Annotated in this window: 25 protein-coding genes; 9 read left to right on the top strand and 16 right to left on the bottom strand. The window is 67.5% G+C overall.

Translation table 11 applies throughout. The annotated features are described in order from the left end of the window. Window positions 1-139: 139 nt before the first annotated feature. The 4 genes from AC1D1A_RS09965 to AC1D1A_RS09980 all read right to left on the bottom strand — a co-directional run bounded on the left by AC1D1A_RS09965 (window position 140) and on the right by AC1D1A_RS09980 (window position 3,472). Window positions 140-952 carry a hypothetical protein gene (locus tag AC1D1A_RS09965; RefSeq protein ID WP_476871047.1) on the bottom strand — a complete coding sequence of 271 codons (813 nt, stop codon included), beginning with the start codon at window positions 950-952 and terminating at the stop codon, window positions 140-142. Continuing rightward, the gene (locus AC1D1A_RS09970) at window positions 949-1,497 is read right to left on the bottom strand and encodes an RNA polymerase sigma factor (RefSeq protein WP_476850495.1); all 549 of its coding nucleotides are present in this window, start codon (window positions 1,495-1,497) and stop codon (window positions 949-951) included. Before AC1D1A_RS09970 ends, AC1D1A_RS09965 begins: the two co-directional genes overlap by 4 nt. Window positions 1,498-1,627: 130 nt before the next feature. Beyond that, the gene (locus AC1D1A_RS09975; protein ID WP_476871049.1) at window positions 1,628-2,128 is read right to left on the bottom strand and encodes a hypothetical protein; all 501 of its coding nucleotides are present in this window, start codon (window positions 2,126-2,128) and stop codon (window positions 1,628-1,630) included. Between the two features lie 333 nt (window positions 2,129-2,461). After that, window positions 2,462-3,472, bottom strand: a complete 1,011-nt coding sequence (locus AC1D1A_RS09980; protein WP_476857650.1) for a 1-aminocyclopropane-1-carboxylate deaminase — start codon at window positions 3,470-3,472, stop codon at window positions 2,462-2,464. 105 nt (window positions 3,473-3,577) lie between these two features. Here AC1D1A_RS09980 and AC1D1A_RS09985 point away from each other — a divergent pair, with 105 nt between their 5' ends. Next, complete coding sequence (locus tag AC1D1A_RS09985; protein WP_230009254.1) at window positions 3,578-4,240, top strand: GntR family transcriptional regulator; 663 nt, start codon at window positions 3,578-3,580, stop codon at window positions 4,238-4,240. Between the two features lie 151 nt (window positions 4,241-4,391). Here AC1D1A_RS09985 and AC1D1A_RS09990 read toward each other — a convergent pair whose 3' ends face one another. After that, a complete protein-coding gene (locus AC1D1A_RS09990; RefSeq protein ID WP_018776133.1) occupies window positions 4,392-5,681 on the bottom strand; it encodes an adenylosuccinate synthase in 1,290 nt (429 codons plus the stop codon). A 399-nt stretch (window positions 5,682-6,080) separates the two neighbouring features. Here AC1D1A_RS09990 and AC1D1A_RS09995 point away from each other — a divergent pair, with 399 nt between their 5' ends. Further along, a complete protein-coding gene (locus AC1D1A_RS09995) occupies window positions 6,081-7,289 on the top strand; it encodes a cobalamin-independent methionine synthase II family protein (RefSeq protein ID WP_476857648.1) in 1,209 nt (402 codons plus the stop codon). Window positions 7,290-7,474: 185 nt separating this feature from the next. Further along, a complete protein-coding gene (locus AC1D1A_RS10000; RefSeq protein WP_028277428.1) occupies window positions 7,475-8,107 on the top strand; it encodes a uracil-DNA glycosylase family protein in 633 nt (210 codons plus the stop codon). Between the two features lie 168 nt (window positions 8,108-8,275). Here AC1D1A_RS10000 and AC1D1A_RS10005 read toward each other — a convergent pair whose 3' ends face one another. The 4 genes from AC1D1A_RS10005 to AC1D1A_RS10020 all read right to left on the bottom strand — a co-directional run bounded on the left by AC1D1A_RS10005 (window position 8,276) and on the right by AC1D1A_RS10020 (window position 11,423). Further along, complete coding sequence (locus AC1D1A_RS10005) at window positions 8,276-8,701, bottom strand: DUF3151 domain-containing protein (RefSeq protein ID WP_476850490.1); 426 nt, start codon at window positions 8,699-8,701, stop codon at window positions 8,276-8,278. A 2-nt stretch (window positions 8,702-8,703) separates the two neighbouring features. Further along, the gene (gene fbaA / locus AC1D1A_RS10010; RefSeq protein WP_018776137.1) at window positions 8,704-9,723 is read right to left on the bottom strand and encodes a class II fructose-bisphosphate aldolase; all 1,020 of its coding nucleotides are present in this window, start codon (window positions 9,721-9,723) and stop codon (window positions 8,704-8,706) included. 143 nt (window positions 9,724-9,866) lie between these two features. Next, window positions 9,867-10,559, bottom strand: a complete 693-nt coding sequence (locus tag AC1D1A_RS10015) for a DedA family protein (protein ID WP_476887654.1) — start codon at window positions 10,557-10,559, stop codon at window positions 9,867-9,869. Between the two features lie 189 nt (window positions 10,560-10,748). Continuing rightward, a complete protein-coding gene (locus AC1D1A_RS10020) occupies window positions 10,749-11,423 on the bottom strand; it encodes a TrmH family RNA methyltransferase (protein ID WP_476857644.1) in 675 nt (224 codons plus the stop codon). A 53-nt stretch (window positions 11,424-11,476) separates the two neighbouring features. On the opposite strand from AC1D1A_RS10020, the gene AC1D1A_RS10025 reads away from it, so the two are divergent. Beyond that, the gene (locus tag AC1D1A_RS10025) at window positions 11,477-12,331 is read left to right on the top strand and encodes an HAD-IIA family hydrolase (protein WP_476850487.1); all 855 of its coding nucleotides are present in this window, start codon (window positions 11,477-11,479) and stop codon (window positions 12,329-12,331) included. Window positions 12,332-12,354: 23 nt separating this feature from the next. On the opposite strand, the gene AC1D1A_RS10030 is transcribed toward AC1D1A_RS10025, so the two are convergent. The 4 genes from AC1D1A_RS10030 to pyrE form a co-directional block, all read right to left on the bottom strand. Next, complete coding sequence (locus AC1D1A_RS10030) at window positions 12,355-13,383, bottom strand: thioesterase domain-containing protein (RefSeq protein WP_476947649.1); 1,029 nt, start codon at window positions 13,381-13,383, stop codon at window positions 12,355-12,357. Window positions 13,384-13,532: 149 nt separating this feature from the next. Beyond that, window positions 13,533-14,078 carry a hypothetical protein gene (locus AC1D1A_RS10035; protein WP_223914539.1) on the bottom strand — a complete coding sequence of 182 codons (546 nt, stop codon included), beginning with the start codon at window positions 14,076-14,078 and terminating at the stop codon, window positions 13,533-13,535. 95 nt (window positions 14,079-14,173) lie between these two features. Beyond that, window positions 14,174-14,947 (bottom strand): GAF and ANTAR domain-containing protein, encoded by a 774-nt coding sequence (locus tag AC1D1A_RS10040; RefSeq protein WP_476850486.1) that lies wholly within the window; start codon window positions 14,945-14,947, stop codon window positions 14,174-14,176. Between the two features lie 97 nt (window positions 14,948-15,044). Next, entirely contained in the window at window positions 15,045-15,629 is a 585-nt protein-coding gene (gene pyrE, locus AC1D1A_RS10045; RefSeq protein ID WP_223914541.1) for an orotate phosphoribosyltransferase, read from the bottom strand. Window positions 15,630-15,739: 110 nt separating this feature from the next. Here pyrE and acsA point away from each other — a divergent pair, with 110 nt between their 5' ends. From acsA to AC1D1A_RS10070, 5 genes are read left to right on the top strand one after another with little or no spacing between them, the layout of a single operon-like run. Beyond that, window positions 15,740-17,599, top strand: coding sequence for an acetate--CoA ligase (gene acsA / locus AC1D1A_RS10050; RefSeq protein ID WP_476857642.1), 1,860 nt, complete (start codon window positions 15,740-15,742; stop codon window positions 17,597-17,599). Then, entirely contained in the window at window positions 17,596-18,648 is a 1,053-nt protein-coding gene (pdhA, locus tag AC1D1A_RS10055) for a pyruvate dehydrogenase (acetyl-transferring) E1 component subunit alpha (protein ID WP_476947642.1), read from the top strand. The genes acsA and pdhA overlap by 4 nt, the downstream gene beginning before the upstream one ends. Next, window positions 18,645-19,625: an alpha-ketoacid dehydrogenase subunit beta gene (locus tag AC1D1A_RS10060; RefSeq protein ID WP_476947643.1), complete on the top strand. Its 981-nt coding sequence runs from the start codon at window positions 18,645-18,647 to the stop codon at window positions 19,623-19,625. Before pdhA ends, AC1D1A_RS10060 begins: the two co-directional genes overlap by 4 nt. Next, window positions 19,618-21,027 carry a dihydrolipoamide acetyltransferase family protein gene (locus AC1D1A_RS10065; protein ID WP_476947644.1) on the top strand — a complete coding sequence of 470 codons (1,410 nt, stop codon included), beginning with the start codon at window positions 19,618-19,620 and terminating at the stop codon, window positions 21,025-21,027. Before AC1D1A_RS10060 ends, AC1D1A_RS10065 begins: the two co-directional genes overlap by 8 nt. A 28-nt stretch (window positions 21,028-21,055) precedes the next feature. Beyond that, complete coding sequence (locus tag AC1D1A_RS10070) at window positions 21,056-21,298, top strand: acyl carrier protein (RefSeq protein WP_476947645.1); 243 nt, start codon at window positions 21,056-21,058, stop codon at window positions 21,296-21,298. Between the two features lie 92 nt (window positions 21,299-21,390). Here the strand turns inward: AC1D1A_RS10070 and AC1D1A_RS10075 are convergent, their stop codons facing one another. From AC1D1A_RS10075 to AC1D1A_RS10085, 3 genes are all read right to left on the bottom strand, one after another. Continuing rightward, window positions 21,391-22,638 carry an FAD-dependent oxidoreductase gene (locus AC1D1A_RS10075; RefSeq protein ID WP_476887556.1) on the bottom strand — a complete coding sequence of 416 codons (1,248 nt, stop codon included), beginning with the start codon at window positions 22,636-22,638 and terminating at the stop codon, window positions 21,391-21,393. Window positions 22,639-22,784: 146 nt separating this feature from the next. Continuing rightward, window positions 22,785-25,058: a gluconokinase, GntK/IdnK-type gene (locus AC1D1A_RS10080; RefSeq protein WP_476947646.1), complete on the bottom strand. Its 2,274-nt coding sequence runs from the start codon at window positions 25,056-25,058 to the stop codon at window positions 22,785-22,787. Further along, a partial coding sequence (locus AC1D1A_RS10085) for an enolase C-terminal domain-like protein (protein WP_476947647.1) occupies window positions 25,048-25,503 on the bottom strand: 456 nt, incomplete at its 5' end. The genes AC1D1A_RS10080 and AC1D1A_RS10085, both read right to left, overlap by 11 nt.

Consider the following 25,503-nt stretch of genomic DNA (forward strand, 5'->3'; position numbering starts at 1 on the left):
CAGGAACAGCCCAACTCGAGCCGCCGCGAACCACCCCCCGCCAACCAACCCGTTGCGCTATCACTTTGGGTCGTTCTGAGCGCTCAGAACAGCCCTAAGTGATAGCGCAACCGGGTTAACAAAGTGCTTTAAGGGCGGCTTATGGCTGGCCGGGCGCCTTGGTCGGAACGACGCCCGGCAGGGTTGGCGTGATGTGGCCCGGAACGCGCGGCAGATCCTTGCCTGCGTTTCCGCCGCCGCCCGGAAGGTCGGGTGATCCGGGCAGCCCCGGCGCTCCGGGCCGCTGCCCGGGGGTCGGCAGGATGCCGTCGCGGCCGACGGCGGGCGGCGTGGCGGGGGGCGCGTGTCCGGCCGCCGGGGCGCCCGGGGCGCTGGAGCTGCTGGGCGTCGATGCTCCGGACGGGTCAGCACCGGGCGTGCCGGGCGCGCCGTGACCCGGCGTGGCGACAGGCGCGGGAAGGGCGGGGATGGTGGACGGCGAGGGCTGGACATGCTCGGGGGCCGGTGCGCCGCCGTGGCCCGGAGTCTGGAAGATGACCCCGACGGTGTGGCTGACGCTGTGCCGGAAGTCCTCGCTGGATGCCGCCACGGCGCCGGCACCAAGGGTCATGGCACCCACGACGGCGCCACCGACGATTGCCAGCCGGCGCTTCCGGCCGCGGCGCTCGGCCAGGCTGGTGACCCCGGCCGGCAGCGATTCATCGGCATCATTCTTCGCGGACACGACGGTGGGCAGCGCCGTCGTCGTGGCTGTGTCAGGGGCGGCGGCAAGACCGGTTGCTCCGGCCGCGAGCAGGGCCGCGAGGTCGGCGCGGGGCGCGGGAGCGGCATCCGGGACCACGGCGCGGAGCTGTTCCAGCGCGCTCCGAAGCTCGGCCGCGGATTCGAGGCCGGAATCGCCCAGCATCGCCTGGATGGTGCCATCCTGCTGGGGGTCGCGGGTGCCGGTCATGATGCTGCGTGGTCCTTTTCGGTTACGAGTTCGCGCAGGGCACTGAGCCCGCGGCGCTGAAGCTGCTTGATGGCACCCGGCGTCTTGTCCATGATGCCGGCCACCTGTTCGATGGAAAGGTCCGCGACGATCCGCAGGACCAGAACTTCGCGCTGCTCCTCATTGAGCCTCGCGAGGGTGTCCGAGATACCGCCCAGGGATCCGAGCGCTTCGTCCTCGGCGGATGCCGAGTACCGGGCGTCGTTCAGGGGATCGTATTCGGCCAAATGCGGAGTGCGTTCTGCCCGCCTCCTGTAGTCGACCAGCCGCGCGTGGGCGACGGAGAAAATGAAGGTCCTCAGACCTGCGTGACCGCCGCTGACGCCGGCCAGCTTTGGCAGGACGTCTACGAACACATCCTGGGTCAGGGCCTCGGCGTCGTCCACGCCCCGGGCCCGGAAGTAGCCCAGCACGGCCGGGGAAATAACCGTGTACACCGCGCTGAAACCTGAAGGGTCACCAGCTAAGGCGGCTGACAATTCGTCATCGCTTAGCTGCTGTGCCAAGAGGCTGTCCTTCCGTTACTGCTGGGGTGCGGCCCCCGCAAGTCTAGCGGCCGCACCCCGGAGCCCTCCAAAGTGAGGGCTACCTCCTTGCTTTCAGACCCGTGCCGGGTCCAGGCTAAACAGCCGAAATTTACTTGTCGTGCTGGGGCAGCTCGACCGACGGCTGGGCCGGAACAGCCGGGGTTGCCGGAATAGCGGGGGTTGCCGGAACGCCCTTGGCACCGGGGACGGCCGGTGTCGCCGGGGTGGCCGGAACTGCGGCGTGGATGTTGGCGTTGGCGCGTGCCTCGCCGGCAGCACCCTTGACGCTGGCGTCGCCCTTGACGGTGGCTCCGTCCTTTGCGTCGGCGGAACCGTCGACGGCACCCTCGGTGCCGTCCACGTCGGCTTCGGCGTCGCCCTTGGCCTTGCCGTCAGTCGACGGCGCGGCCGGAACTGCGGGGACGGCCGGCTTTGCCGGGAGCGTAGGCGTGGCCGGGACAGCCGGCGTGGCGGGCGTAGCGTGGCTCACTTCAGCCTGCTCGGTGCCGGACATCTGAGCGGCATTGGCCAGTCCGATGCCGGAGAAACCTCCGACTGCCAGAATGGCGGCGCCGACAGCGATCTTGGTGGTCTTGCTAACACTCTTCATTACAGACGTACATCCTTTGTTTTTTTGGTTTGAAGGCGGGCTGAGGCCTCATGGGGGCAGTTGACAGCCCGCTCTCGCCAGAAAAGGCTGGCCGGCGCCCATGGGGGCAGGCGCCGGCCGGCACTTACGGTGGAAGGCCAGCCGGTGTCTGGTGGGGGGTCCAAGACTCCGGCGGCGCTTACAAAGGAGTAATCGCTGGGCGGGCCCGAAAGGTTACGCACCAATCGGAAATTTCTTGATTTCTTTTTTGAGCCGGCGCTGCAGGGGCTTAACGACGACGGTGGGCCCCCGCCAGGGAACCCGTCGCCGCAGGAGCTTAACGACGACGCCGCGTCAGGACCGGAAGAGCCCGCTGTAGGCATTCAGGGCGACCTGGCCGCCGAGGTGGGCGTAGAGGACATTGCTGCCGGCCGGAATTTCCCGGCTTTTCACAAGGTCGATTAGCCCGGCTAGGGACTTGCCCTCGTAGACGGGGTCGGTGATCATGGCCTCGAGCGAGGCGCCCAGGCGGATGGCCTCCAGGGTGGAATCGACGGGAATCCCATAGAGGTCCCCGGCCCAGCCCTCCATGACGTTGATTTCCTCGTCCCGGAGTTCCCTGCCCAGGCCGATCAGCTCGGCGGTGTTCCGGGCGATGCGTTCCACCTGGTCACGGGTCTTCGCCAGGGTTGCCGACGCGTCGATGCCGATCACGCGGCGCGGTTTGTCCTGGCCGGCAAAACCTGCGATCATCCCGGCGTGGGTGGAGCCCGTGACGGTGCAGACGACAATCGTGTCGAAAAAGATGCCGAGCTCGCGCTCCTGCTCTTCCACCTCGTAGGCCCAGTTGGCGAAGCCCAGACCGCCCAGCCTGTGGTCTGACCCGCCGGCCGGGATCGCGTAGGGCTTGCCGCCGGCGGCCTTGACCTCTTCGATGGCGGTTTCCCAGCTGCTGCGGATGCCGATGTCGAAGCCCGCACTATCCAGCCGCACGTCGGCGCCCATGATCCGCGAGAGCAGGATGTTGCCTACCCGGTCGGACAACGGATCGGGCCAGTCGACCCAGTTTTCCTGGACCAGGCGTGCTTTGAGACCGAGCTTCGCGGCCACCGCCGCGACCTGGCGGGTGTGGTTGGACTGGTAGCCGCCAATCGAGACGAGGGTGTCCGCACCCTGGGCCAAGGCCTCCGGGACGAAGTACTCCAGCTTGCGCGTCTTGTTGCCGCCAAACGCGAGGCCGCTGTTGACGTCCTCGCGTTTCGCCCAGATCTGCGCCCCGCCCAGGTGTGCGCTGAGCCGCGGCAGCGGATGGATGGGGCTCGGGCCAAACGTCAGGGGGTAGCGTTCGAAATCGGTGATGGCCATCGTCGGTCCTTCGCTCGCGGTGGGAAACGGTCACAGCAAATATGCAATATATTGCATTGTCGGATACGGGCTCCGGAAGGGCAAGAGGGATATACGATATGTTGCATGCCCGTACCCTCGCTCGCCGGAGTCCACAAGCGGCCGCTGCTGCGGGACAACGTCTTTGAATCGATCCGTAACGCGATCGTCGACGGCACCTTCGAGCCCGGCGAACGGCTGAAGGACGCCGAACTGGAAGCGTGGCTCGGCGTGAGCCGGACACCCATCCGCGAGGCGCTGCTGCGGCTGGAACGCGCCGGCCTGGTGGTTGCGCTGCCGGGCAAGGCGACCATCGTGGCCCCCTGCGACCCGGCGTCGACGCTCAGCACGCAGCAGGTGGTGGCGGGACTGCACGAGCTGGCCGCACGCCTGGCGGTCCCGCTCCTGGCGGAGGAGCACCTCGCCGCCATGGCCGGGGCCAACGCGCGCTTCGAACAGGCCCTGCAGGCGGCGGAGGTCGAGTCGGCACTGCGGGCCGATGACGATTTCCACGCCGTCTTTGTCACGGTCAGCGGCAACCCGGTGCTCCGGGAACTCCTGGAACAAACCACCCCCGTCCTGCGCCGGGTGGAGCGGATGCGTTTCGGCTCCTTTGCCGCCCGGGAATCGGTGGCTCAGCACGCTGAAATCATCCGGCTCGCCCGCCTTGGCGACGCCGAGGCGGCCGCCAGGGCGTGCCGGGAGAACTGGCTCTCGCTGCGGTTCACATCCGCGGAAGACCCCGCTTAGGACCGTTGTGGTCCCGCCTGCGCCAGGCGTGACTGCTGCCTTAACTGCGACGGCTGCGGCCTTAACCGCGACGGCGGCGGCCCGCCCCTGCAAGGGCGACCCGCCGCCGTCGTACGCCGGTTGGTGACACGTCAGTCGGTGCCGGCCAGTGTCAGTCGTTGATGAGGTCGTTGACCACGATCGTCTGGTCGCGGTCCGGGCCGACGCCGATCGCGGAGAACCGCGTGCCGGAGAGCTTTTCCAGGGCCAGGACGTAGTTCCGGGCGTTCTCCGGCAGGTCCTCCAGGGTACGGGCGCCGGTGATGTCCTCGGTCCAGCCTTCGAAGTATTCGAAGATCGGCTTGGCGTGGTGGAACTCGGTCTGGGTCATGGGCATTTCGTCGTGCCGCACGCCGTCGACGTCGTAGGCCACGCAGACCGGGATCTGTTCGATGCCCGTCAGCACGTCCAGCTTCGTGACGAAGTAGTCCGTGAAGCCGTTGACCCGGGAGGCGTGGCGTGCCAGCACGGCGTCGTACCAGCCGCAGCGGCGGGGACGGCCGGTGTTGACGCCGAACTCGCCGCCGGTCTTCTGCAGGTACATGCCCATCTCATCGAACAGTTCCGTCGGGAACGGCCCTGCGCCCACGCGGGTGGTGTAGGCCTTGATGATGCCGATGGAACGCGAGATCCGGGTGGGGCCGATGCCGGAGCCCACGGAGGCGCCGCCCGCGGTCGGGTTCGAGGACGTCACGAAGGGGTAGGTGCCGTGGTCAACGTCGAGGAAGGTGGCCTGGCCGCCCTCCATGAGGACCACCTTGCCCTCGTCCAGGGCGGTGTTCAGGACGTAGGTGCTGTCGATGACCAGCGGGCGGAGGCGCTCGGCGAAGGACAGGAAGTACTCCACGATCTCGTCCACCTCGATGTCCCGGCGGTTGTAGACCTTGACCAGGAGCTCGTTCTTCTGGCGCAGCGAACCCTCTACCTTCTGGCGCAGGATCGAGGCGTCAAAGACGTCCTGGACGCGGATGCCGAGGCGGGCCACCTTGTCCATGTAGGCCGGGCCGATGCCGCGGCCGGTGGTGCCGATGGCGCGGCTGCCGAGGAACCGCTCGGTGACCTTGTCCAGGACCTGGTGGTAGGGCGCCACGAGGTGCGCGTTGGCGGAGACGCGCAGCTTGGAGGTGTCCGCGCCGCGGGCCTCCAGTCCGTCGATCTCCTGGAACAGGGCTTCCAGGTTCACCACGCAGCCGTTGCCGATGATCGGAATCGCGTTCGGGCTCAGGATGCCGGCCGGAAGGAGCTTGAGCTCATACTTCTCACCGCCTACGACGACGGTGTGCCCGGCGTTGTTGCCGCCGTTGGGCTTGACGACATAGTCGACGCGGCCGCCAAGCAGGTCAGTGGCCTTACCTTTGCCTTCGTCGCCCCATTGGGCTCCGACGATCACGATTGCTGGCATGGGATCCTCCCCCATTCGTTCGGGCCGAACTGCGTTTAGTGACCAGGCGGTCACCGCAGTTCAGCGCCGTTCATGAGAATGCCCCGAATCTATCGCTGTGTTCGTATCCAACGCCAGAGTTCCGGGGCTCTTACCACCCAAGTTTAGCCGAAATCGGTGCCCGGCATCGCTTTGGGTCCTTGCTTGGACGCGCCGCCTAGGTGGTGAACGCCAGGGCGGCTTCCGCGAGGAGGGCCACGCGTCCGCCGCGGCGGACGAGCCGTTCTTTTTCCTGGCGTTCGTCGTAGCTGCATCATCCACCAGCTCAGGCCCGACACATAGCGGGCACCACTTGCGGGACGGCGCGAGGTGGAATTGAGTGGGAGTGAGAATCCCGAGCGGCCGAAAGGAAACCGCGCCATGCCCCGGACCACTGACCACATCCGTGTGACCCATGCCGGCTCATTGCCCCGCACGCCGGAGCTGATCGCCGCAAACGAGGCCAAGGAAACCGACGGCATCACGCCCGAATTCCTGGACCTGCTCGAAACCTCGGTAGTGGACGTCGTCCAGCGCCAGAAGGAGCTGGGCATCGACATACCCAATGACGGCGAGTACGGGCATACGATGTCCAGCTCCGTGGACTACGGCGCCTGGTGGAATTACTCCTTCTCACGGCTCGGCGGCCTGGAACCGACCGACGTGGACCGCTGGGCCGACGCCACGGTGCACCGCTCCTCGCCCGGCCACATCGTCCTGACCTCCTTCCCGGACCGCCGGGACCGGCAGAAGTTCGATGACGCCTACAACGACCCCTCCTCCGGGATCCTGGCCCACCGCAAGGCCGTCACGCAGCCCAAGGTCGCCGGGCCACTGACGTACACGGGCCAGGAGCTCGTGGCCTCGGACGTTGCCAACCTCAAGACCGGACTGGCCGCGGCCGGGCTCGCCGAGGGGTTCATCGCCTCCCTCTCGCCCGGTTCGTGCGCCCGGGTGGCCAACGATTACTACGGCAGCGACGAGGAACTCCTCTACGCCTGCGCCGACGCGATGCGCGAGGAATACAAGGCCATCATCGACGCCGGCCTGACAGTCCAGCTCGACGACCCCTCCCTGGCCGAGAGCTGGGACCAGATCAACCCCGAGCCGAGCCTGGCGGACTACCTGAAGTTCATCCAACTCCGGGTCGAAGCAACGAACTGGGCGCTGCGCGGTCTTCCCCAGGAGCAGATCCGGCTGCATGTCTGCTGGGGTTCCTGGCACGGCCCGCACACCACGGACATCCCGTTCGCGGACATCGTCGACTCAGTCCTGCAGGTCAATGCCGGCGGCTACTCCTTCGAGGCGGCCAACGTCCGGCACGAGCACGAATGGCGCGTTTGGGAGGATGCGAAGCTTCCCGAGGGGAAGGTCATCATCCCCGGCGTCGTCTCACACGCCACCAACGTCGTGGAGCATCCGGATCTCGTGGCCGACCGGATCGTGCGCTTCGCCGAGCTCGTGGGACGTGAAAACGTGATTGCGTCCACCGATTGCGGGCTGGGCGGCAGGGTGCATCCCCAAATCGCCTACGCCAAGCTGGAGGCCCTCGGCGAAGGCGCACGCCGCGCCACCCAGCGGCTCTGGTAGCAGCACCTGGCCGGCGGGGTCCAGCCCGGCGCCGCATTTCGCGGGGCTTGATAGACTGATAAGGATCGACCAGGAATCGGTCCACACCACATTTTCAAACCACACCATTGCTCCGCATGCCCGTATTCGGCGTGCCTGCATCCGGTGTGGCAGCTTTGCCAATCCCGCAGGAGACCCAGCAACATATGACAGCCCTGGCCACCGAAAATTTCCGCGAAGAGCTTCTGAGCCGCCGGTACGAACCTAACGTCGCCCCCGTCAACGAGCTCCTTGACGTCCTCCAGGCAACCAAAGCTGGCACCGCTGTCCCCTACGTGGACCCCATGCACGACGTCGACGAGTGCCGGATCATCAGCCTGTACTCCAACATCGGCACCGCTGACGCGTCAGGCTTCATCACCGCCGGCGACGACGAGGCCGCCACCCGTATGCTGGGCATCCAGTGGAAACTCGGCCTGCGCCCCGAGTTCGTCATGCCCTGGAACGTCCACCCGTGGCACGTCCCCGGCGAGCCGAACGGCAAGTTCACGCCGGACCAGATTTCCGCGGGCCTGAAGCCGCTGCTGAAGTTCCTGGCCCTCGTTCCCCGCGCCTCCGTGATCGTCGCCCACGGCACCGAGGCCAACCGCCTGGCCAACCTGCTGCTCAAGACCGAAGTGCCCATGATCTGGCGCCGCGGCCTGAAGACCTACAAGGTCCGCTCGCTCAGCGGCCGGGCGTTCGCCGGCACCCCGGCCCGGCAGGAAGAGTACCTGGCGGAGATGCACACCGCCTACGCGGACGCCATGGCCCGCACGGGCCTGGCCAAGGCCAGCTGACCCACGCACGCACAAACGACGGCGGGCTCCCACCTCAAGGCGGGAGCCCGCCGTCGCACGTTAACGCGTTAATCCGTCGCTTAAACCGCAACGCGGGGTCACTTACGGCCCATCCACCGTGGTGGGATGGACCGTAAGTGACCCCGCGTTGCGTCGCCTGGTGGCGCCTCAGCCCTCGGCTTCGATGGCCGCCTTCGCGCCGGGATCGGAATCCTTCAGGAACTTTTCGATCCGCTCCGGCTCCTCGGGCTCGCCGATCGCCGCGGACGCACGGCCAAGCGAGTAGAGGGAGCGCAGGAAGCCGCGGTTGGGTTCGTGCTCCCACGGGATCGGCCCGACGCCGCGCCACCCGTTGCGGCGCAGCGAATCCAGGCCGCGGTGGTAGCCGACCCGCGAGTACGCGTAGGAATCGATGGTGCGGCCCTCGTTCCAGGCCTCCTCGGCGAGGATGGCCCACAGGAGCGAGGAGGTGGGGTGCTTCGCCACGAGGTCCACGGCTTCCTGGCCGAGCGCGAGATGCTGGTAGATCTCGCTCTCGGCAGGCAGGAGCGTGGGCTCGGGACCCATCAGGTTTTTCCGGAACTCGTCGGACATGGCTAGAAGGTCTTGCCGGTGGAGCCCAGCTGCTGGGCGGCCTCGACCACGCGGGCGGCCAGGCCGGCCTCCGCCGAAGCGCCCCAGACGCGGGGATCGTAGAGCTTCTTGTTGCCGACCTCGCCGTCGACCTTCAGCACGCCGTCGTAGTTGCGGAACATGTGGTCCACCACGGGGCGGGTGTAGGCGTACTGGGTGTCGGTGTCGATGTTCATCTTGATGACGCCGTAGGAGACGGCGTCCGCGATTTCCTTGTCCGAGGAGCCGGAGCCGCCGTGGAACACGAGGTCGAACGGGTTGGCCTTGCCGATCTTGGCGCCGACCTGCTCCTGGATATCCTTGAGGATCTCGGGGCGGAGCTTGACGCCGCCCGGCTTGTAGACGCCGTGCACGTTGCCGAAGGTCAGCGCCGTGATGTAGCGGCCGTTTTCGCCGGAACCGAGCGCGTCGATGGTGGCCAGGGCGTCCTCGACCGTGGTGTAGAGCTTGTCGTTGATGGCGTTCTCGACGCCGTCTTCCTCGCCGCCCACGGTGCCGATCTCGACCTCGAGGATCATCTTGGCGGCGGCGGTGCGCTCGAGCAGTTCACGGGCGATCCGCAGGTTTTCCTGCAGGGTCTCGGCGGAGCCGTCCCACATGTGCGAGTTGAAGAGGGGGTTGCGGCCTGCCTTGACCTCGGCCTCGGAGGCGGCGAGCAGCGGGAGCACAAAGCCGTCGAGCTTGTCCTTGGGGCAGTGGTCCGTGTGCAGGGCGATGTTCACGCCGTAGTTCTTCGCGACTTCGCGGGCGAACGCGGCAAAACCGAGGGAGCCGGCAACCATGTCCTTGGTGGCGGCGCCGGACCAGTAAGCTGCGCCGCCGGTGGAGACCTGGACGATGCCGTCGGACTCGGCCTCGGCGAAGCCGCGCAGGGCGGCGTTCAGGGTCTGGGAGGACGTGACGTTGACCGCCGGGAAGGCGAAGCCGCCCGTCTTGGCGCGGTCGATCATCTCGGAGTAGATCTCTGGGGTTGCAATGGGCATGCTGACTCCTAATGTGAATTTCGTCTGCGGGCTGGTGATCCTGGAGGGAACCTCGTCGGCTAGGAACCATCCTAGCCATTCCTGCGCCGGGGCCGTGTCTCCGGTCACGTGGCCCCTGTAACACTCGCGGCCGGGCGCTTCGGTCATGGTTCCGGGCTGCCGGAGGACTGGCCGGCGCCGGCCCCGCCGCCGGCATTGCGCCGGCCGCTGGCGGTACGCGTGGCTCTGGCTTTACGCGTGGCGCGGGCTTTCCGGATCCGCCACGTGATGACGGCTGCCACGACGACTACCGCGACCACCGCGGTGACGCCGCGTCCGGCAGATGTGGCTGCCGCTTCGTAGGAGTTCCCGGCCAGGTAACCGAGCAGGACAAATCCTGCACCCCACACCAGGCCGCCGGCGGCGTTGAAGGCCAGAAACTTCAGGTAGGGCATCCGTGAGCTGCCGGCCAGTGCGGGCATGACGGCGCGGAAAAATGCCACAAACCGGCCCAGGAACACCGCCGAACCGCCTCGGAGGCGCAGGAAATCCTGGGCCTTTTCAAGTCTCGCCAGACGCCTGTTCATGACTTTCAGACCCAGAAGTCTCGGTCCCAGGTGTTTGCCGACCTCGTATCCGGCCGAGTCCCCGATGATCGCGGCCAGCACGACCACGACCATCACGGACCACAAGGGCAGGACCCCGCGGCCGGCCACGACCCCGCCCAGAACCGCGGCGGTCTCCCCGGGGACAACGAAGCCGACGAAGAGGGCGTCCTCGGCGAAGACCAGCAGGCCCACGATGATCAGGGCCAGCAGCGGGTCTACATTCAGGACGCTGTCCACAAACCCGCTCACCGGGTTTCCGCTCCCCTGCCGAAAGGGACGGCTTCATCCGACGTGCAACGGTGATGTCTTCGGTTTCGGTCCACATCCTTCTCCTCGCGCGTTCGCCTCGCACCGACAGCGTCTGCTGGTTTGCGATCCACGTCAACGGCTCGCTTGTCGGCACGGAACCCCCGGGGCCACGGACGCCTAAGAGTGGCTTTAGCCCGGGAGCTGGCCGAACACGTGGCGGCGGATCCAGGCGTGCATCGCGATCGCGGCGGCGGAGGCCGCGTTGATGGAACGGGTGGAGCCGAACTGCTCGATCGACAGGGTGTCCAGCGCCGCTTCGTGGACTTCAGGGGTCAGGCCCGGGCCTTCCTGGCCAAAGACCAGGACGCAGTCCTTGGGCAGTTCGTAGGTCTCCAGCGGCACCGAGTCCGGGAAGATGTCGATCCCGATGATCGCCAGCCCCTCCCCCTGTGCCCAGGCCACGAAGTCCTCAACGGTGGGGTGGTGGCGGACGTGCTGGTAGCGGTCGGTGACCATGGCCCCGCGGCGGTTCCACCGGCGTCGTCCGATGATGTGGACTTCCTTGGCCAGGAACGCGTTGGCGGTCCGGACCACGGTGCCGATGTTGAGGTCGTGCTGCCAGTTCTCGATCGCGATGTGGAAGTTGTGCCGCTTGGAGTCCAGGTCGGCCACGATCGCCTCGTGCTTCCAGTAGCGGTATTTGTCCACCACGTTGCGCCGGTCGCCGTCCGCCAGCAGGTCCGGGTCCCAGTGCCCGCCCTGGGGAACTTCGCCTTCCCAGGGTCCGACGCCGACCTCCGCCTTCGGTTCCGGCCCTTCCTCTGCGGCGGGGAGGGACGGGGCGGGGATCTCGGGTTCAGTCACGCCTCAACATTAGACTGGGTGACAGGAAGCGGCACACTTAGGCGGAGGACAGCATGGCAGATCAGCGCGAAGAGCATGGTACCGATTCAGACGAGGGCCGTTCGTACGCCTCGATGTACCGCAGCGGCCAGGAAATCGAGTGCTGGCTCACGGACATGGACGGCGTGCTGGTCCACGAGAACCAGCCCATCCCGGGCGCGGCGGAGCTGATCCAGCGCTGGGTGGACACCTCCAAGCGGTTCCTCGTGCTGACCAACAACTCGATCTTCACGCCCCGGGACCTCGCGGCCCGGCTGAGCTCTTCCGGGCTGGAAATCCCGGAGGAGAACATCTGGACCTCGGCCCTGGCCACGGCCCAGTTCCTCAAGGACCAGGTCCGCGGTTCGGAGTCGGGGAACCGCGCCTACACGATCGGCGAAGCAGGACTCACGACGGCGCTCCACGAGGCCGGCTTCATCCTCACCGACCAGAACCCCGACTTCGTGGTGCTCGGCGAGACCCGCACCTATTCGTTTGAAGCCATCACCATGGCCATCCGCCTGATCCTCGCCGGCGCGCGTTTCATCGCCACCAACCCGGACGCCACCGGGCCCTCGAAGGACGGACCCATGCCTGCCACCGGGGCCATCGCCGCCCTCATCACCAAGGCCACGGGGCGCGAACCGTACATTGTGGGCAAGCCCAACCCGATGATGTTCCGGTCGGCGATGAACCAGATCGACGCGCACTCGGAAACCACGGCCATGATCGGCGACCGCATGGACACCGACATCATCGCCGGCATGGAGGCGGGCCTGCACACGGTGCTGGTGCTCAGCGGCATCACCCACCGGGACGATATCGCCGCGTATCCGTTCCGGCCGAACCAGATCCTGAATTCCGTGGCGGACCTCAAGAACCAGATCTGAGCAACACCCCAGAACGCGATACCTCAGAACGCGGTCTTCTTCCCGCCGCCGCCCGGCAGCGGGAAGAGGTCGTCCTGGAGTTTTTCGATGATGGGCCGGTAGATGAACGGGCTCCAGCCAGGGCTCGCGTGCTCCGGCCTCGCCCCGTCGGTGCGCAGGTCATCCGAGGCCATGTTGGTTTTGAAGGACAGTGACCAGGTGTCCCGGGCGGTCTCGTAATCCACCGTCTTGTCCCGGGGGTTGCCGATGAACGCCATCTTCGTTTCGCCCAGCTTCCCGACGAAACGGCTGGCCTCAAAGTGGAAGATATAGGCGGATTCGGACTGGATCAGCACGCTGGACGGCGCGATCGGGGACAGCTGTTCCAGTGTCTGGTCCACCACCTGACCCCAACTGCGTTCGTTCTTGTGCAGCATCCTCTCGCCGAGCTCATAGCCGCCGCGCAGCACTGTGGGGAAGCGGAACCCGCTTTCGTAGAGCATCACCACACCCTCGAACCAGCTCTGGTCCAGCACGTCGTGCCGGCTCGCCGGGCTGGAGTCGAGCAGGATGAACGCCACTTCGACGCCGTGCAGTTCGCGCAGCCGGGCCGCCACCTGGGTTGCCACCATGCCGCCAAAACTATGGCCGTAGAAGTAGAGGGTGGTGAGATTGTGGGCGCGGACGTGCTCGATCACGGCGATGACCACCTCGTCGATGTCCAGGCCTTCGTTGGAATACCCGACGGCGGCGAGCTGGCCCCTCTTGTTCAGGGAGCCGCGCAGCGCGTTCAGGATCCACAGGGCTTCTTCCCAGCTCGTTTTGTAGCCGGGGAACAGGATCCAGCTGGCGTGGGGGTAATACCGTTCGGCAACGTCATCAGGTACTTCGAGGATCCGGCTGACACGCCGCTCGGCCTGCACGCGCTGAGTGAACAGCATGTCCGCCGCCAGCAGCGACGCGGACCCTGCGCCGATCAGGAACGATCGCCGGGAAACCCGTTTAAGCTCGACGGCGCGGCGGAGCATGCGGGCCTCGGAAGCACCGGGGCCTCGCGGATGGTTCGGATCCATCTCGGCCGGCACATCTCTACCGTATCCACGCTTCGGCGGGGATGAGAAACCGGACCATACAGCGGTCCCGAAGCTCAGCGTGGAAGCGCGGTTGGCGGGCCGCTGGCGCGGTTGGCGCCGCTGGCACGCCGTTGAAGCGCCGTTGCCGGTTACGCGGGTTCGGGCTCGCGGCCGACCTCGCGGCGGCTGATTTCCATGCCGATCTCGTCATAGGTCGCCAGGAGTTCCGAGCGGGCCATGTCAGCGGGATCATCGAGAAGGCCGAACACAGAGTCGCTCGCGGCGAAGAGTTCGTCGTCGGAGAACCGGTTCAGCTTCCGGGTGCCTGAGGGATCGATCGAGGCCGTAAATTCCCCGGCCATGTCCAGAGGTGGCAATGCAGCGGAATCGTCGCGGTGCGCAGTCAGTTCCAGGGAGACTCCACCGGGAGCCGGCATGCCGGCGACCTCCGAGCCGGAGGCCCCGCCGTCGATTGCGTTGAGGTCGTTGCGCAGGCCGGCCAGCGCCGCTGATTCCACGAATGCGGCCAGGCCGAGGTCGACGCGGATATGCGAGATGATCCCCATGCGGCGGATGCGCTGGATAATTTGCATCAGGGAGGGGCGGGAGGCTTGTGTGAGGCTCCCCCGGACACTAATCCGGACGACGTCGGAAACGACATCGAGTTTGACGTGGGCTTGCAGTGTTTGGTCCATAGGTACTCCAAATAAGGATGTCTATGGCCGACGGCTCAACCTCATTCAGCGTATCCGCGCTTGTGGTCGCACACAAGTCATAGGCCGCTGCCGGTTCAGCCAGCCTGCCGCCGGTTCGGCTCTTCGTAGTGCGTCCTGGTAGCCGTTCCGCCGACAGATTGCACCAGTGAGGCGGCGATGTCGCGGAGTTTGACGTTGCCGTTGCTGGAGGCATCGGTGAGGATCCGGACCGCGGTTTCCTGGTCGCAACGGTTCTGGGCCATGACGATCCCGATGGCCATGTCGATCACGGTCCGGGATTCGAGCGTGGCGCGCAGGTTCGTGGCGCTGTCCGTGTGCAGCGAGAAGCGGACTGCCAGCCGCAGCGCCTGGGAGATTTCACGGGTGTACCCGCGGGCCCGGACCGCGACGTCGCCGTCGAACTTGTGCGGGACATCGGAGTACAGGTTCAGGGCCGCCTGGGCTTCGCCCTGGAGGTGGAAAGGCACCGACAACACCGAGCGCAGGCCGTGCGAGGCGACGGCGGAGGCGTAGTCAGGGCCCCAGCGGTCCTCGTCGAAGAGGTCCGGGACGTAGACTTCCCGTTCCTCCTTAGCGGCGGTCAGGCAGGGGCCCTGGGACAGTGAGTACTGGATCTCGTCCACTTCGCGGGCGGAGTCGCTGCTCCACCCGATCGTGGCGGCCTTACGGTCCCGGAGCAGGGTGATTCCGCACAGCGCGTCGTCGCCGGAGCCGGCCACCTGGTGCGCGGAAAAACGCGCGAGCTCGTTCAGGAACACTTCGAAGTCCGCGCTGTCCAGGATCAGGTTCTGGATCTGGTCGACAGTGTTGACGGAGTCAGCGGTCAAGTCTTCAGGGGGCGGGAGCATGTCGCGTTTCTCCAGATGCGGGTACGGACGGGGGTATTTAAGAAATGATAAGTCACCCCCTAGGCACCGTCCACCCGCATCAGCTGAGGGAGAAACCCTAGCTAAGGCCCAGTTCGTCCTTGCCGAAGGCGAAGAGGTACGGAACGCCGGCTTCGGCCTCGATCTTTTCCTTGGCTCCGGTGTCGCGGTCCACGATCACGGCGACGGCCACCACGTTGCCGCCGGCCTTGCGGACGCCTTCGACGGCGGTCAGCGCGGACCCGCCGGTTGTTGAGGTGTCCTCCAGGACCAGGACCTTGCGGCCCTCGACCGAGGGACCTTCCACCTGGCGTCCCATGCCGTAGGACTTCTGCGCCTTGCGGACGACGAACGCGTCCACCGGGCGGCCGGCGTCGACGGCGGCATGCATGACGGCCGTGCCCACCGGGTCCGCCCCCATGGTGAGTCCCCCGGCGCACTCGAAATCGATCCCGGCGTCCTCCATCAGCGAGAGCATGACCTGCCCGACGAGTTTGGACGCCTCGTGGTGCAGGGTGATGCGGCGCAGGTCGATGTAGTAGTCGGCCTCGGCGCCGCTGGAGAGGATGACCTTGCCGCGGACTACGGCCAGTTCCTTGATCAGTTCCAGCAGTCGGGCACGGGCAGCGGCAGCGTCGGCTGCGAAGTCACGGGTGGCAGTCATGGCTCCCAGTTTAGTGGCTGGTCCGCCGCGGATTCCCAGCCGGGGTCTTGCACGTCGGTCCGGGACCTTTTGCTCTGGGCGGCACCGGCACACGGGAGTCGGATGGAACCATGACGGCAGGAACCGAACCATCCATCCGCTGGCCTGCGATCACCAAAGACATCGGCAGTTTCCGGGTCCGGCCGAACCTGGTGGATTATGACGCGGCGTGCGCGGCCTTCACCTGGGATGAGGCCCGGCGAGCCCTATCCGGACTCCCCGGTGGCCGCGGCCTCAACATCGCCTACGAGGCAGTGGACCGGCACGCGGCTGGCAGCACGGCAGGACATGAGGCCTTGCGGTTCGTCCGGGCCGATGGCAGCACCCACTCCTTGAGCTACGCCGAACTCGCCGAACAGACCAGCCGCTTCGCCGGCGTCCTGCGCAGCCTTGGCGTCGGCCGCGGGGAACGGGTCTTCTCCCTCACCGGCCGCGGCCCCGCCCTGTACATCGCGGTGCTCGGCACGTTCAAGAACGCGAGCGTGTTCTGCCCGCTGTTCTCCGCTTTCGGTCCCGAGCCGGTGCGGCAGCGCCTCACGCTGGGCTCCGGCCGGGCGCTGGTCACCACGCGGGCGCTGTACCGCAGGAAGATCGTCCAGCTGCGCGGGCAGCTCCCGGAGTTGCGCCACGTCCTGCTCATCGACGCCGACGGCGATCCCGAGCCCGGAACCCTCGACCTGGCCGCCCTCATGCGCCAAGCCCCGCCGGACGGGGAGATCGCGGCCACCCAGCCGGAGGACATGGCCCTGCTGCACTTCACGTCCGGCACCACCGGCACTCCCAAGGGCGCGATACACGTGCACGACGCCGTGACCGCCCACCACGCGACCGGAACCTTCGCCCTGGACCTGCAACCCGGAGACGTCTACTGGTGCACGGCCGACCCGGGCTGGGTCACGGGCACCTCGTACGGCGTGATCGCACCCCTGAGCCACGGCGTGACGGCCATCGTGGACGAGGAGGAAATGGACGCCGACCGGTGGTACCGGATCCTCGCCGAGCAAGGAGTCACGGTCTGGTACACAGCCCCGACGGCCTTGCGCATGCTCATGAAGGCCGGAGCCGACCGCGCCGCAGGACACGACCTCTCCGCCTTGCGCTTCGTCGCCAGCGTCGGCGAGCCGCTCAACCCGGAGGTTGTGGTGTGGGGGCAGGAGGCCTTCGGCCAGCCGGTGCACGACAACTGGTGGCAGACCGAAACAGGCGGCATCATGATCTCGAACTACGCCGCCACCGAGATCCGGCCCGGCTCGATGGGCCGTCCATTGCCCGGCGTCGAGGCCGCCGTCGTGGCCCGGGATGCGGACGGCAAGCCCGTCATCCGCGACGGCGAAGCGGTGCTGGTCACGGACCCCGACTCCATGGGGGAACTGGCCCTCCGGCCCGGCTGGCCCTCCATGTTCCGCGGCTATCTGCACGAAGAGGAGCGCTACCGCCGCTGCTTCGCCGGGGGCTGGTACCTGACCGGGGATCTCGCCAAACGCGACGCCGACGGCTACTACTGGTTTGTGGGCCGGGGCGACGACGTCATCAAGTCGTCGGGGCACCTGATCGGCCCGTTCGAGGTGGAGAGTTCCCTCATGGAGCACCCGGCCGTCGCCGAGGCCGGCGTGATCGGGGTCCCGGACCCGGTGGCCGGCGAGGTGGTCAAGGCCTTCGTTGAACTCCGGACCGGCTGGGAACCGTCCGGGGAGCTGGCCCTGGACATCATCGGCTTCGCCCGCAAGCGGCTGGGCCCCGCCGTCGCGCCGCGGCTGCTTGACTTCACCGCCGCACTGCCCAAGACCCGCAGCGGGAAGATCCTCCGGCGCCTGCTCAAGGCCCGCGAGCTCGGCCTGCCCGAGGGCGACACCTCCACCATCGAGACGCCCCCGGTCCCGCCAAACCCGGCCCGCATAGAGCCGGCCAGCACCGAACAGGCACCGAAATGACCGGTACCGCGAGCCCACGAGGAGGCCCTTTGGACGCGGCCCACGGCCAGCACCTTCTGCTGCAGATGTTGCGCGTCCGCCAGCTCGAAGAGAAATGCGTCGAGTTGTACAGTGCAGCCAAGATCCGCGGCTTCCTGCACGTCTACATTGGCGAGGAAGCTGTCGCCGCCGGCGTCCTGGCGTCATTGGGACCGGAGGACGCCGTCGTCGCGACGTACCGGGAGCACGGGCACGCGCTGTTGCGGGGCGTCTCGGCCGAGGCGATCCTCGCCGAAATGTACGGCTACGTTGAGGGGTGTTGCCGTGGTCGGGGCGGGTCAATGCACCTGTTCGATGCCCCCACCCGCTTCTTCGGCGGCAACGCGATCGTCGCCGGGGGCCTACCTCTCGCCGTCGGCCTGGCACTGGCCGACAAGATGTCGGGGCGCTCCAATGTCACGGTGTGCTTCTTCGGCGAAGGCGCGGTGGCCGAAGGCGCATTCCACGAGAGCCTGAATCTGGCGGCCCTGTGGCAGCTGCCCGTGCTGTTCTGCTGCGAGAACAACCTCTATGCCATGGGTACCGCCCTGGCCCGTTCCGAATCGCAGACTGACATCGCCCTCAAGGCTGCCGGCTACGAGATCCCCGCGTGGGCCGTGGACGGCATGGACGTCCTGGCCGTCGAGGAGGGTGCACGCCGCGCGGTGGACGCCGTCCGCTCCGGAGGCGGTCCGCACTTCCTGGAGCTGCGGACCTACCGTTTCCGGGCCCACTCGATGTTCGATCCCGAACGCTACCGGACGAAGGAGGAGGTGGCGCGGTGGATGGAACGGGACCCGATCACGCTGCTGCGGACCGCGCTGGAGTCCGCGGGCCACCTCTCGGCCGCCGAGTGGGAGCAGCTGCAGGCGGACGCGCAGGCGGAGATCGCGGCCGCCGTCGAGTTCGCCGAGGCCGGAACCCCGGAACCGGTGGAGGAACTGACCCGCTTTGTCTACAGCGAGCGCGGCGCCGAAGACGGCGCGGGCACAGCCGGGCAGCCTGCCGGGAAGGCCGCAGGCACGCCATGAAATCGAGCTACCGAGAGGCGCTACGGGCGGGCATCCGCGACGCCATGATCCGCAACGAACGCGTATTCCTGATGGGGGAGGACGTGGGCGCCTATGGCGGCTCGTTCGCGGTCAGCCTGGGCCTGCTGGAGGAGTTCGGCCCGGACCGGATCCGCGATACCCCGCTCTCGGAATCCGGGTTCGTCGGTGCCGGGATCGGTGCGGCCCTGGGCGGCATGCGCCCGATCGTGGAAATCATGACCGTCAACTTCAGCCTCCTGGCGCTCGACCAGATCGTGAATAATGCCGCCACCTTGCTGCACATGTCCGGTGGGCAGTTCCACGTCCCGCTCGTGATCCGCATGACCACCGGTGCGGGCCGCCAGCTCGGCGCCCAGCACTCGCACAGCCTCGAAGGCTGGTACGCGCACATCCCGGGGCTGCGGATCCTGGCCCCGGCCACCCTCGAAGACGCCCGCGGCATGCTCTGGACGGCGCTGCAGGACCCGGACCCCGTGCTGATCTTCGAGCACGGCTCGCTGTACAACGTCCCCGGGGAACTGGCCGACGACGCCGGCCCGGTGGACATCGGCACGGCAGCCATCCGACGCCCCGGCAACGACATCTCGCTGATCACCTACGGCGGGACCCTGCCCGTGGTGCTCGACGCCGCGGAACAGCTCGCCGCCGAAGGGATCGACGCCGAGGTCCTGGACCTGCGCACGCTCCGCCCGCTCGACGACGCCGCCATCCTCTCCTCCGTGACCAGGACGCACCGGGCCGTCGTGGTCGATGAAGGCTGGCGCAGCGGCAGCCTGTCGGCCGAGGTGAGTGCGCGGATCACCGAGCAGGCGTTCTTCGACCTCGATGCGCCGGTGGCCAGGGTCTGCAGCGCCGAGGTGCCGATCCCCTATGCCAAGCACCTGGAACTCGCCGCCCTGCCGTCCGCGGAACGGATCGTGGCCGCGGCCAAAGCAACAGTAGGCGCCGGTGGGTGACTTCCTGATGCCCTCGCTCGGGGCCGACATGGAGCACGGCAAGATCGTCGAATGGCTGGTCAAGCGCGGTGACTATGTGCGCCGCGGCGATCTCGTGGCGGTCGTGGACACGGACAAGACGGTCATGGACGTGGAGTCCTTCCAGGAAGGCGTCGTGGCGGACCTCCTGGTGGGCATCGGCGAAACCGTTCCGGTGGGAACCCCGCTGGCCGTGATCACCCAGACCCCTGCCGAGGTCGGGGCTCCAGTTCGTGCGGCTCCCCCGGCGGGGGCGCCGTCGAAACCCGCTGCTCTCACGCTGCGGCCCCCTGAGCCGGTCGGGCCGACGGCGGGTCCCCCGATCGCCCCTCCCGTGCGGCACCTGGCGCACCGGCTGGGCGTGGACACTGGCAGGATCCAGGGCACCGGCAAGGACGGCGCCATCACCCGCGCCGACGTCGAACACGCGGTGGCGACCCGGACCGGCGGGACGGGCAGGGTGCGTTCGTCGCCGCGGGCGCGGCGGCTCGCCGCGGAACTCGGGATCGGGCTTTCCACCGTGACCGGCACCGGCCCGGACGGCGCCGTGACGGTGGCCGACGTGCAGCGCGCAGCAGCCAGAGTTCCAACGCCGGGTCCCCCGGAGCCCGGACGGGTTGCATCCGCGACGGAATCCCCAGCTCCGGAACGCGTCGCGGCCGTACTGGAAGCGCCGGAGACACCAGCTAGAGGGAGGCCGACGTCGGAAGCCAGCGAGCGCGTGGCCAGCCTGCGTCGGGCCATCGGCGCCCTGATGACGCGCTCGAAGCAGACCATCCCGCACTACTACCTCAGCACCACGCTGGATCTGCGCACCGCCGTCGGGTGGATGCAGTCGGTCAATGCGCACCGGCCCGTCGCCGGCCGGCTGGTGCCGTCGGCGCTCCTGCTAAAAGCCGCGGCTCTGGCGGCACGGGATGTCCCCGAGGTCAACGGCTTCTACGTTGACGGCGGTTTCCGTCCCAGTGCGGCAGTGCACCTGGGCGTCGCGGTGGCCCTGCGCCAAGGCGGTCTGGTGGCCCCGGCAATCCACGACGCCGACACCCTGCCCCTGGACGTGCTCATGGAGCAGCTGCGGGATCTTGTCAGCCGGGCACGTGCGGGGCGTCTCCAGCGCGCCGAAATGGCCGATCCAACCTTGACCGTGACCAACCTCGGAGACCTCGGCGTAGACAGTGTCTACGGCGTGATCTATCCGCCCCAGGTGGCCATGGTGGGCTTCGGCCGGGTGATGGAACAGCCCTGGGCCCAGGACGGGCTCCTTGGGGTCCGGCATGCCGCCATCGCTACGCTCTCCGCGGACCACCGGGTCAGCGACGGCCTGCGCGGCGCCCGTTACCTCGCCCGGATCAACGAGCTGTTGCAGGAACCGGAGCACCTGTGACACCCAAAGCCAGGAAACCGGAGGAACCATGAACGAACAGGACGCCCGCGCGGCGGTGCACGCCGCGATCGGCGCGGTGGCCCCTGACGTCGAACTCGACGACGTCGACGAGAACGCCCGGCTGCGCCAGGATTTGGAACTCGATTCGCTTGATTTCCTGCGGCTCGTGGAAACGATCGACGCGGCCACCGGCGTGGACATTCCGGAGCGCGACTACCCGGCGGTGGCTACCGTCAAGGGCCTGATCGGCTACCTCACGGCGCACGGCTAACCGCATCGGTTGCCCCGTAAGCGCCCTTTTGGAGGCTCCAAGGGGCGGTTACGGAGCAATCGACGGGGCGCCGGCCGGCGGGGAAAGCACGGCTAGGGCTGCGGCTGGGGTTCGGCCCGCCGCGCGAAGGCCGGTGCGTGCTCGGGGCGCGGGCCAAAGGCGATGAAGCGGGGAATGATGGTGCGGAACACCGGAACGTGCCGGGCAAAGAACAATGCCGCGGCCGGAGCCTTCGACCGCTTCCCGGTCAGGATCGGGCCGAAGACTGCCCTCTGCATGAGCCGTTGGACGCTCTGCACAATGACGGTGGGCAACCGGCGCCGCCGCTCGACTTTCTCCAGGTCTGCCGTGGTCACCCGGCCCCGGAGCAGTGCGGGGGCAAGGTACTCGGCGGCGGCGGCCGCGTCCTGGATGGCGAGGTTGATTCCGACGCCGCCGGCCGGGGACATCGCGTGCGCGGCGTCCCCGATGAACAGCAGCCCGTTGATGTGCCACGAGTGCAGCCGGTTCAGCCGCACGTCGAGCCAGTGGAGGTCATCAAGGGATTCGATTGCGTCAACCCGGTCCGCAAGATCCGGGCGGAGGGCCGCCACCCGCCGTCGGAAGCCCTCGACGCCTTCCGCGCGGATCCGGGCGTCGGCGCCCTTGGCGGCGAGGTAGCCCATTTGGTAGTAGTCGTTGCGGAACAGGGCCAGCAGCGCCTCGCCGGGGCCGAACGCCGGCACGAGCCCGGCCACCTCACCCGTTTCGGAGGGATAGCGGGGCAGCCGGAACCACCACGTGTCGAAGGGTACCGGGAACTCCTTTGGCGCCAGCCCGGCCGCGGTGCGCAGCGCGGAATGGCGGCCGTCCGTGGCAACCACCAGGTCCGCCAGGAGCTCGTCCTGTGTGCCGTCGGCGGTCCGGAACCGGACTCCGCGGACACGGCCTCCGTTGCGGACCAAGCCCGTGGCGGTGTGGCTCATGAGCAGCGTAAACCCCGGCTCCTGGGCTGCGGCCTCGGCGAGGAAGCTCAGGAAATCCCATTGCGGCATCATGGCAATGTAGTTGTACGGCGGCGGCAGGGCGTCAAAGTCGCCCATGGTCACGGGCGCCCCGCCCGGGACCGGGAAAACGACATTCTTCAGGCGGCTCTGCGGCAACCGGCGAAACTCCCGGCCGAGTCCGAGTTCGTCAATGAGCCGGATCGTGGACGGGTGCACCGTGTCGCCGCGGAAGTCGCGCAGAAAATCGGCGTGCTTCTCCAACACCGTCACCCGCACCCCGGCCCGTGCCAGGAGCAAGCCCAGCATCATCCCCGCAGGTCCACCGCCCACCACCGCGCATCCGGTCTTCTCCATGGCCCCACGCTACGCCTGCGCGGGGTGCCGCGGGAGGGGTTTTTCGCGCAGGTTTCGGGCTTTCGCGGAGCAAAATACCCTGCGCTACGGGAATCCTCGTAGCGCAGGGTTTTTTGCGCCGCGTCAGGTCAAGAACGCAGCGTGGCTTAGAGCCGGGTGTCGAAGGAGTCGCAGAAGACGTTCTCGTTGAACGTGCCCTGGAATTCCGACTTGCCCTGGATCTTCTCGATGGCGGCCCGGATGGCTGCCGGCGTGCCCGCGTGGGCGTGGATGGCGGTCTTGACCATCGGCACGTCAATGAGGTGGTTCGGCTGGTTGAGCGAGACGAACACCGTGGGGACCTCGGTGGTGTACCAGGGGATCTCGGCGGCCATCGGCGTGGACCACTTGATCCGGATCGCCGCCTCCTGCGCGAAGCCCTTCACATTGGCAAACACGAACGCGGCGTCATATTTGTCCGCGTAGTCCCCGGTGGCTTCCTCGGAGATGACGGACATGAAGTTCACGCCTTCCTCCCCTGCCGCCTTGCGCTGCGCCGCCGTCTTGAAGAGGTGCACCTCAAAACCAGCCCGCTCCAGTTCCCCGGCCACCACATCGAGGTAGGCCAGGGGATCCGCCATGGTGAAGTCCGAGCCGCCGGAAATGCCGTACAGCCGGATCCGCTTGTGCGTCCGCGGAGTGATGGGCAGGTTCTGCGCAGTGTCCTTCACCAGGGTGACGGTCTTGTCCGCAATTTCGGCGGCGATGGCCAGGTGCGCTTCGCTGCCGATCCGGGCCAGCGCCTCCGCCGGCGGAACCAGCGCCCCTCGGGACTTCAGGTGCAGTCCGAGCGAGGCCTTGAGGGCCAGTATCCGGCGCAGGGCATCATGCAGCCGCGCTTCGGTGATGACCCCGGACTTGTAGCCGTCCAGCATGTACCCGAAGTCCTCGGCCGGGTTCCGGAAGAACAGGAACATGTCGCACCCGGCCGCAATGGTGGCCGGGACGAGCTCGCTGCGCTTCATGGCCTGGGTGAGGCCGATCATCTGGGACGCATCGGTCAGGATCAGCCCGTTGAAGCCGAGCTCGCCGCGCAGCAGGTCCTGGAGGAGTTCCGGCGCCAGGGTCGCGGGCAGGATGTCCTCCGCCGCGAGGCCCGGACGGAAATGCCGTGACAGGTCCGGTGCACCGATGTGCCCGACCATGATGGACTGCACGCCGTGGCCGATCATCTCCCGGTACACGTGCCCGTAGGTCGCGTTCCACTGCTCGTAGCCGAACGTGTTGTAGGACGTGACAACGTGCTGGTCCCGCTCGTCCAGGCCGTCACCGGGGAAGTGCTTCATGGCGCACACGGTGGGCGATTCGCTGATGCCGTCGAAGTACTCCTTCGCCCGCTCCACCACGATTTCCGGGGTGTTGCCGAAGGCCCTGGTGGAGATGACGGTGTTGCGCCAGTTGTAGTGGATGTCCACGATCGGCGCGAAGGCCCAGTTGCAGCCCAGCGCGGCGGTCTCCACCCCGGCAACGCGCCCCATCTGGCGGGCGATGCCCTTGTCCGGGTGCGAGCCCGCCTGCAGGTGGGTCGAAACGAACGTCCCGTCGTCGCAACTGCCGGCGCCGCCCATTTCCGGGTTCGATGCGATCAGCAGCGGCACCCGTGTCTTGGACTGCGCGTACCGGATGTGCTCCTGCACCTCGGCCGACGGCCCCGGCCGGTACCGCATACCGCCCACGTGATACTGCTCCAGGACACCGTCGAGGTATTCCGGGGAGTAGTCGTTGTTGTGGTTGATGAACAGCTGCCCGATCTTTTCCTCGTCCGACATGGAGCCGATGGTGAACTCCACCCACGCAATCGCGGCATCGTCGAGGTTGAACGGCGCGGCCTTCAGGTCCACCAGGAACCGGGTGGCTCCGCCCTGCAGCCCGTCGAGGGCCGCAACAGTGTCGTCAACGATCTGGTTCACTGGCGTGGCGATATCCACTACAACACTCGCTTCATCGGTTTGGAGTTCTTCCAGGGTTTCGAGCTGCGAATCCAGCAGCGAGAGCGGCATGAAATGGCCCGGACGCGCTGCCATGCGGCTGCCGAGCAGTTCCCGGGTCCCGTGCAGGTGCACGAACACCACGGAGGAGTCCCCGCTGCGGATGATGTCGCGGTAGGAACGCTTGAGCGCGCTGCACGCGATGACCAGGCCGGAGTCCGACGCCGCGAAGCGCCTGCCGACCTCGGCCAGCCAGGGTGCCCGGTCGTCGTCGTCCAGCGGGGTACCCGAGGCCATCTTGTCGATGTTCGACTGCGGGTGCAGCGAGTCGCCGTCGAGGAATTCCGCCCCCAGGCGGTCGGCGATGGCCGCGCCCACGGTGCTTTTGCCGCAACTGGTCACGCCCATGACGACAATGTGGGCGGGACCGGCGGACTTCAGCTCACCAGTCATGGACGGTGCCGTCGACGAGGCGGTTGTAGGGCAGGTAGGCCTGCTGGTAGGGGAACGCGGCGGCGGCTTCTTCGTTGAATTCGACGCCGATGCCGGGCTTGTCGCCCGGGTGCAGGTAGCCGTCGACGAAGGTCATGGATTGTTCGAAGACCTCGTTGGTCGCATCCGAGTGCTGCATGTATTCCTGGATGCCGTAGTTGTGGATCGCCAGGCCCACGTGCAGCTGCGCGGCGAACCCGACCGGGGAGATGTCGGTGGGGCCGTGGAAGCCGGACTTGATCTGGTACTGCGCGGCGTAGTCCATCACCTTCTTCAGCGGGCTGATCCCGCCGAAGTGGGTGGAGGCTGCCCGCACGTAGTCGATCAGCTGTTCCTTGATCAGGGCCTGGTAGTCGTAGACGGTGTTGAAGATTTCCCCGATCGCCAGCGGGGTGGTGGTGTGCGC

It is taken from the genome of Arthrobacter sp. P1_B9, assembly GCF_056406495.1.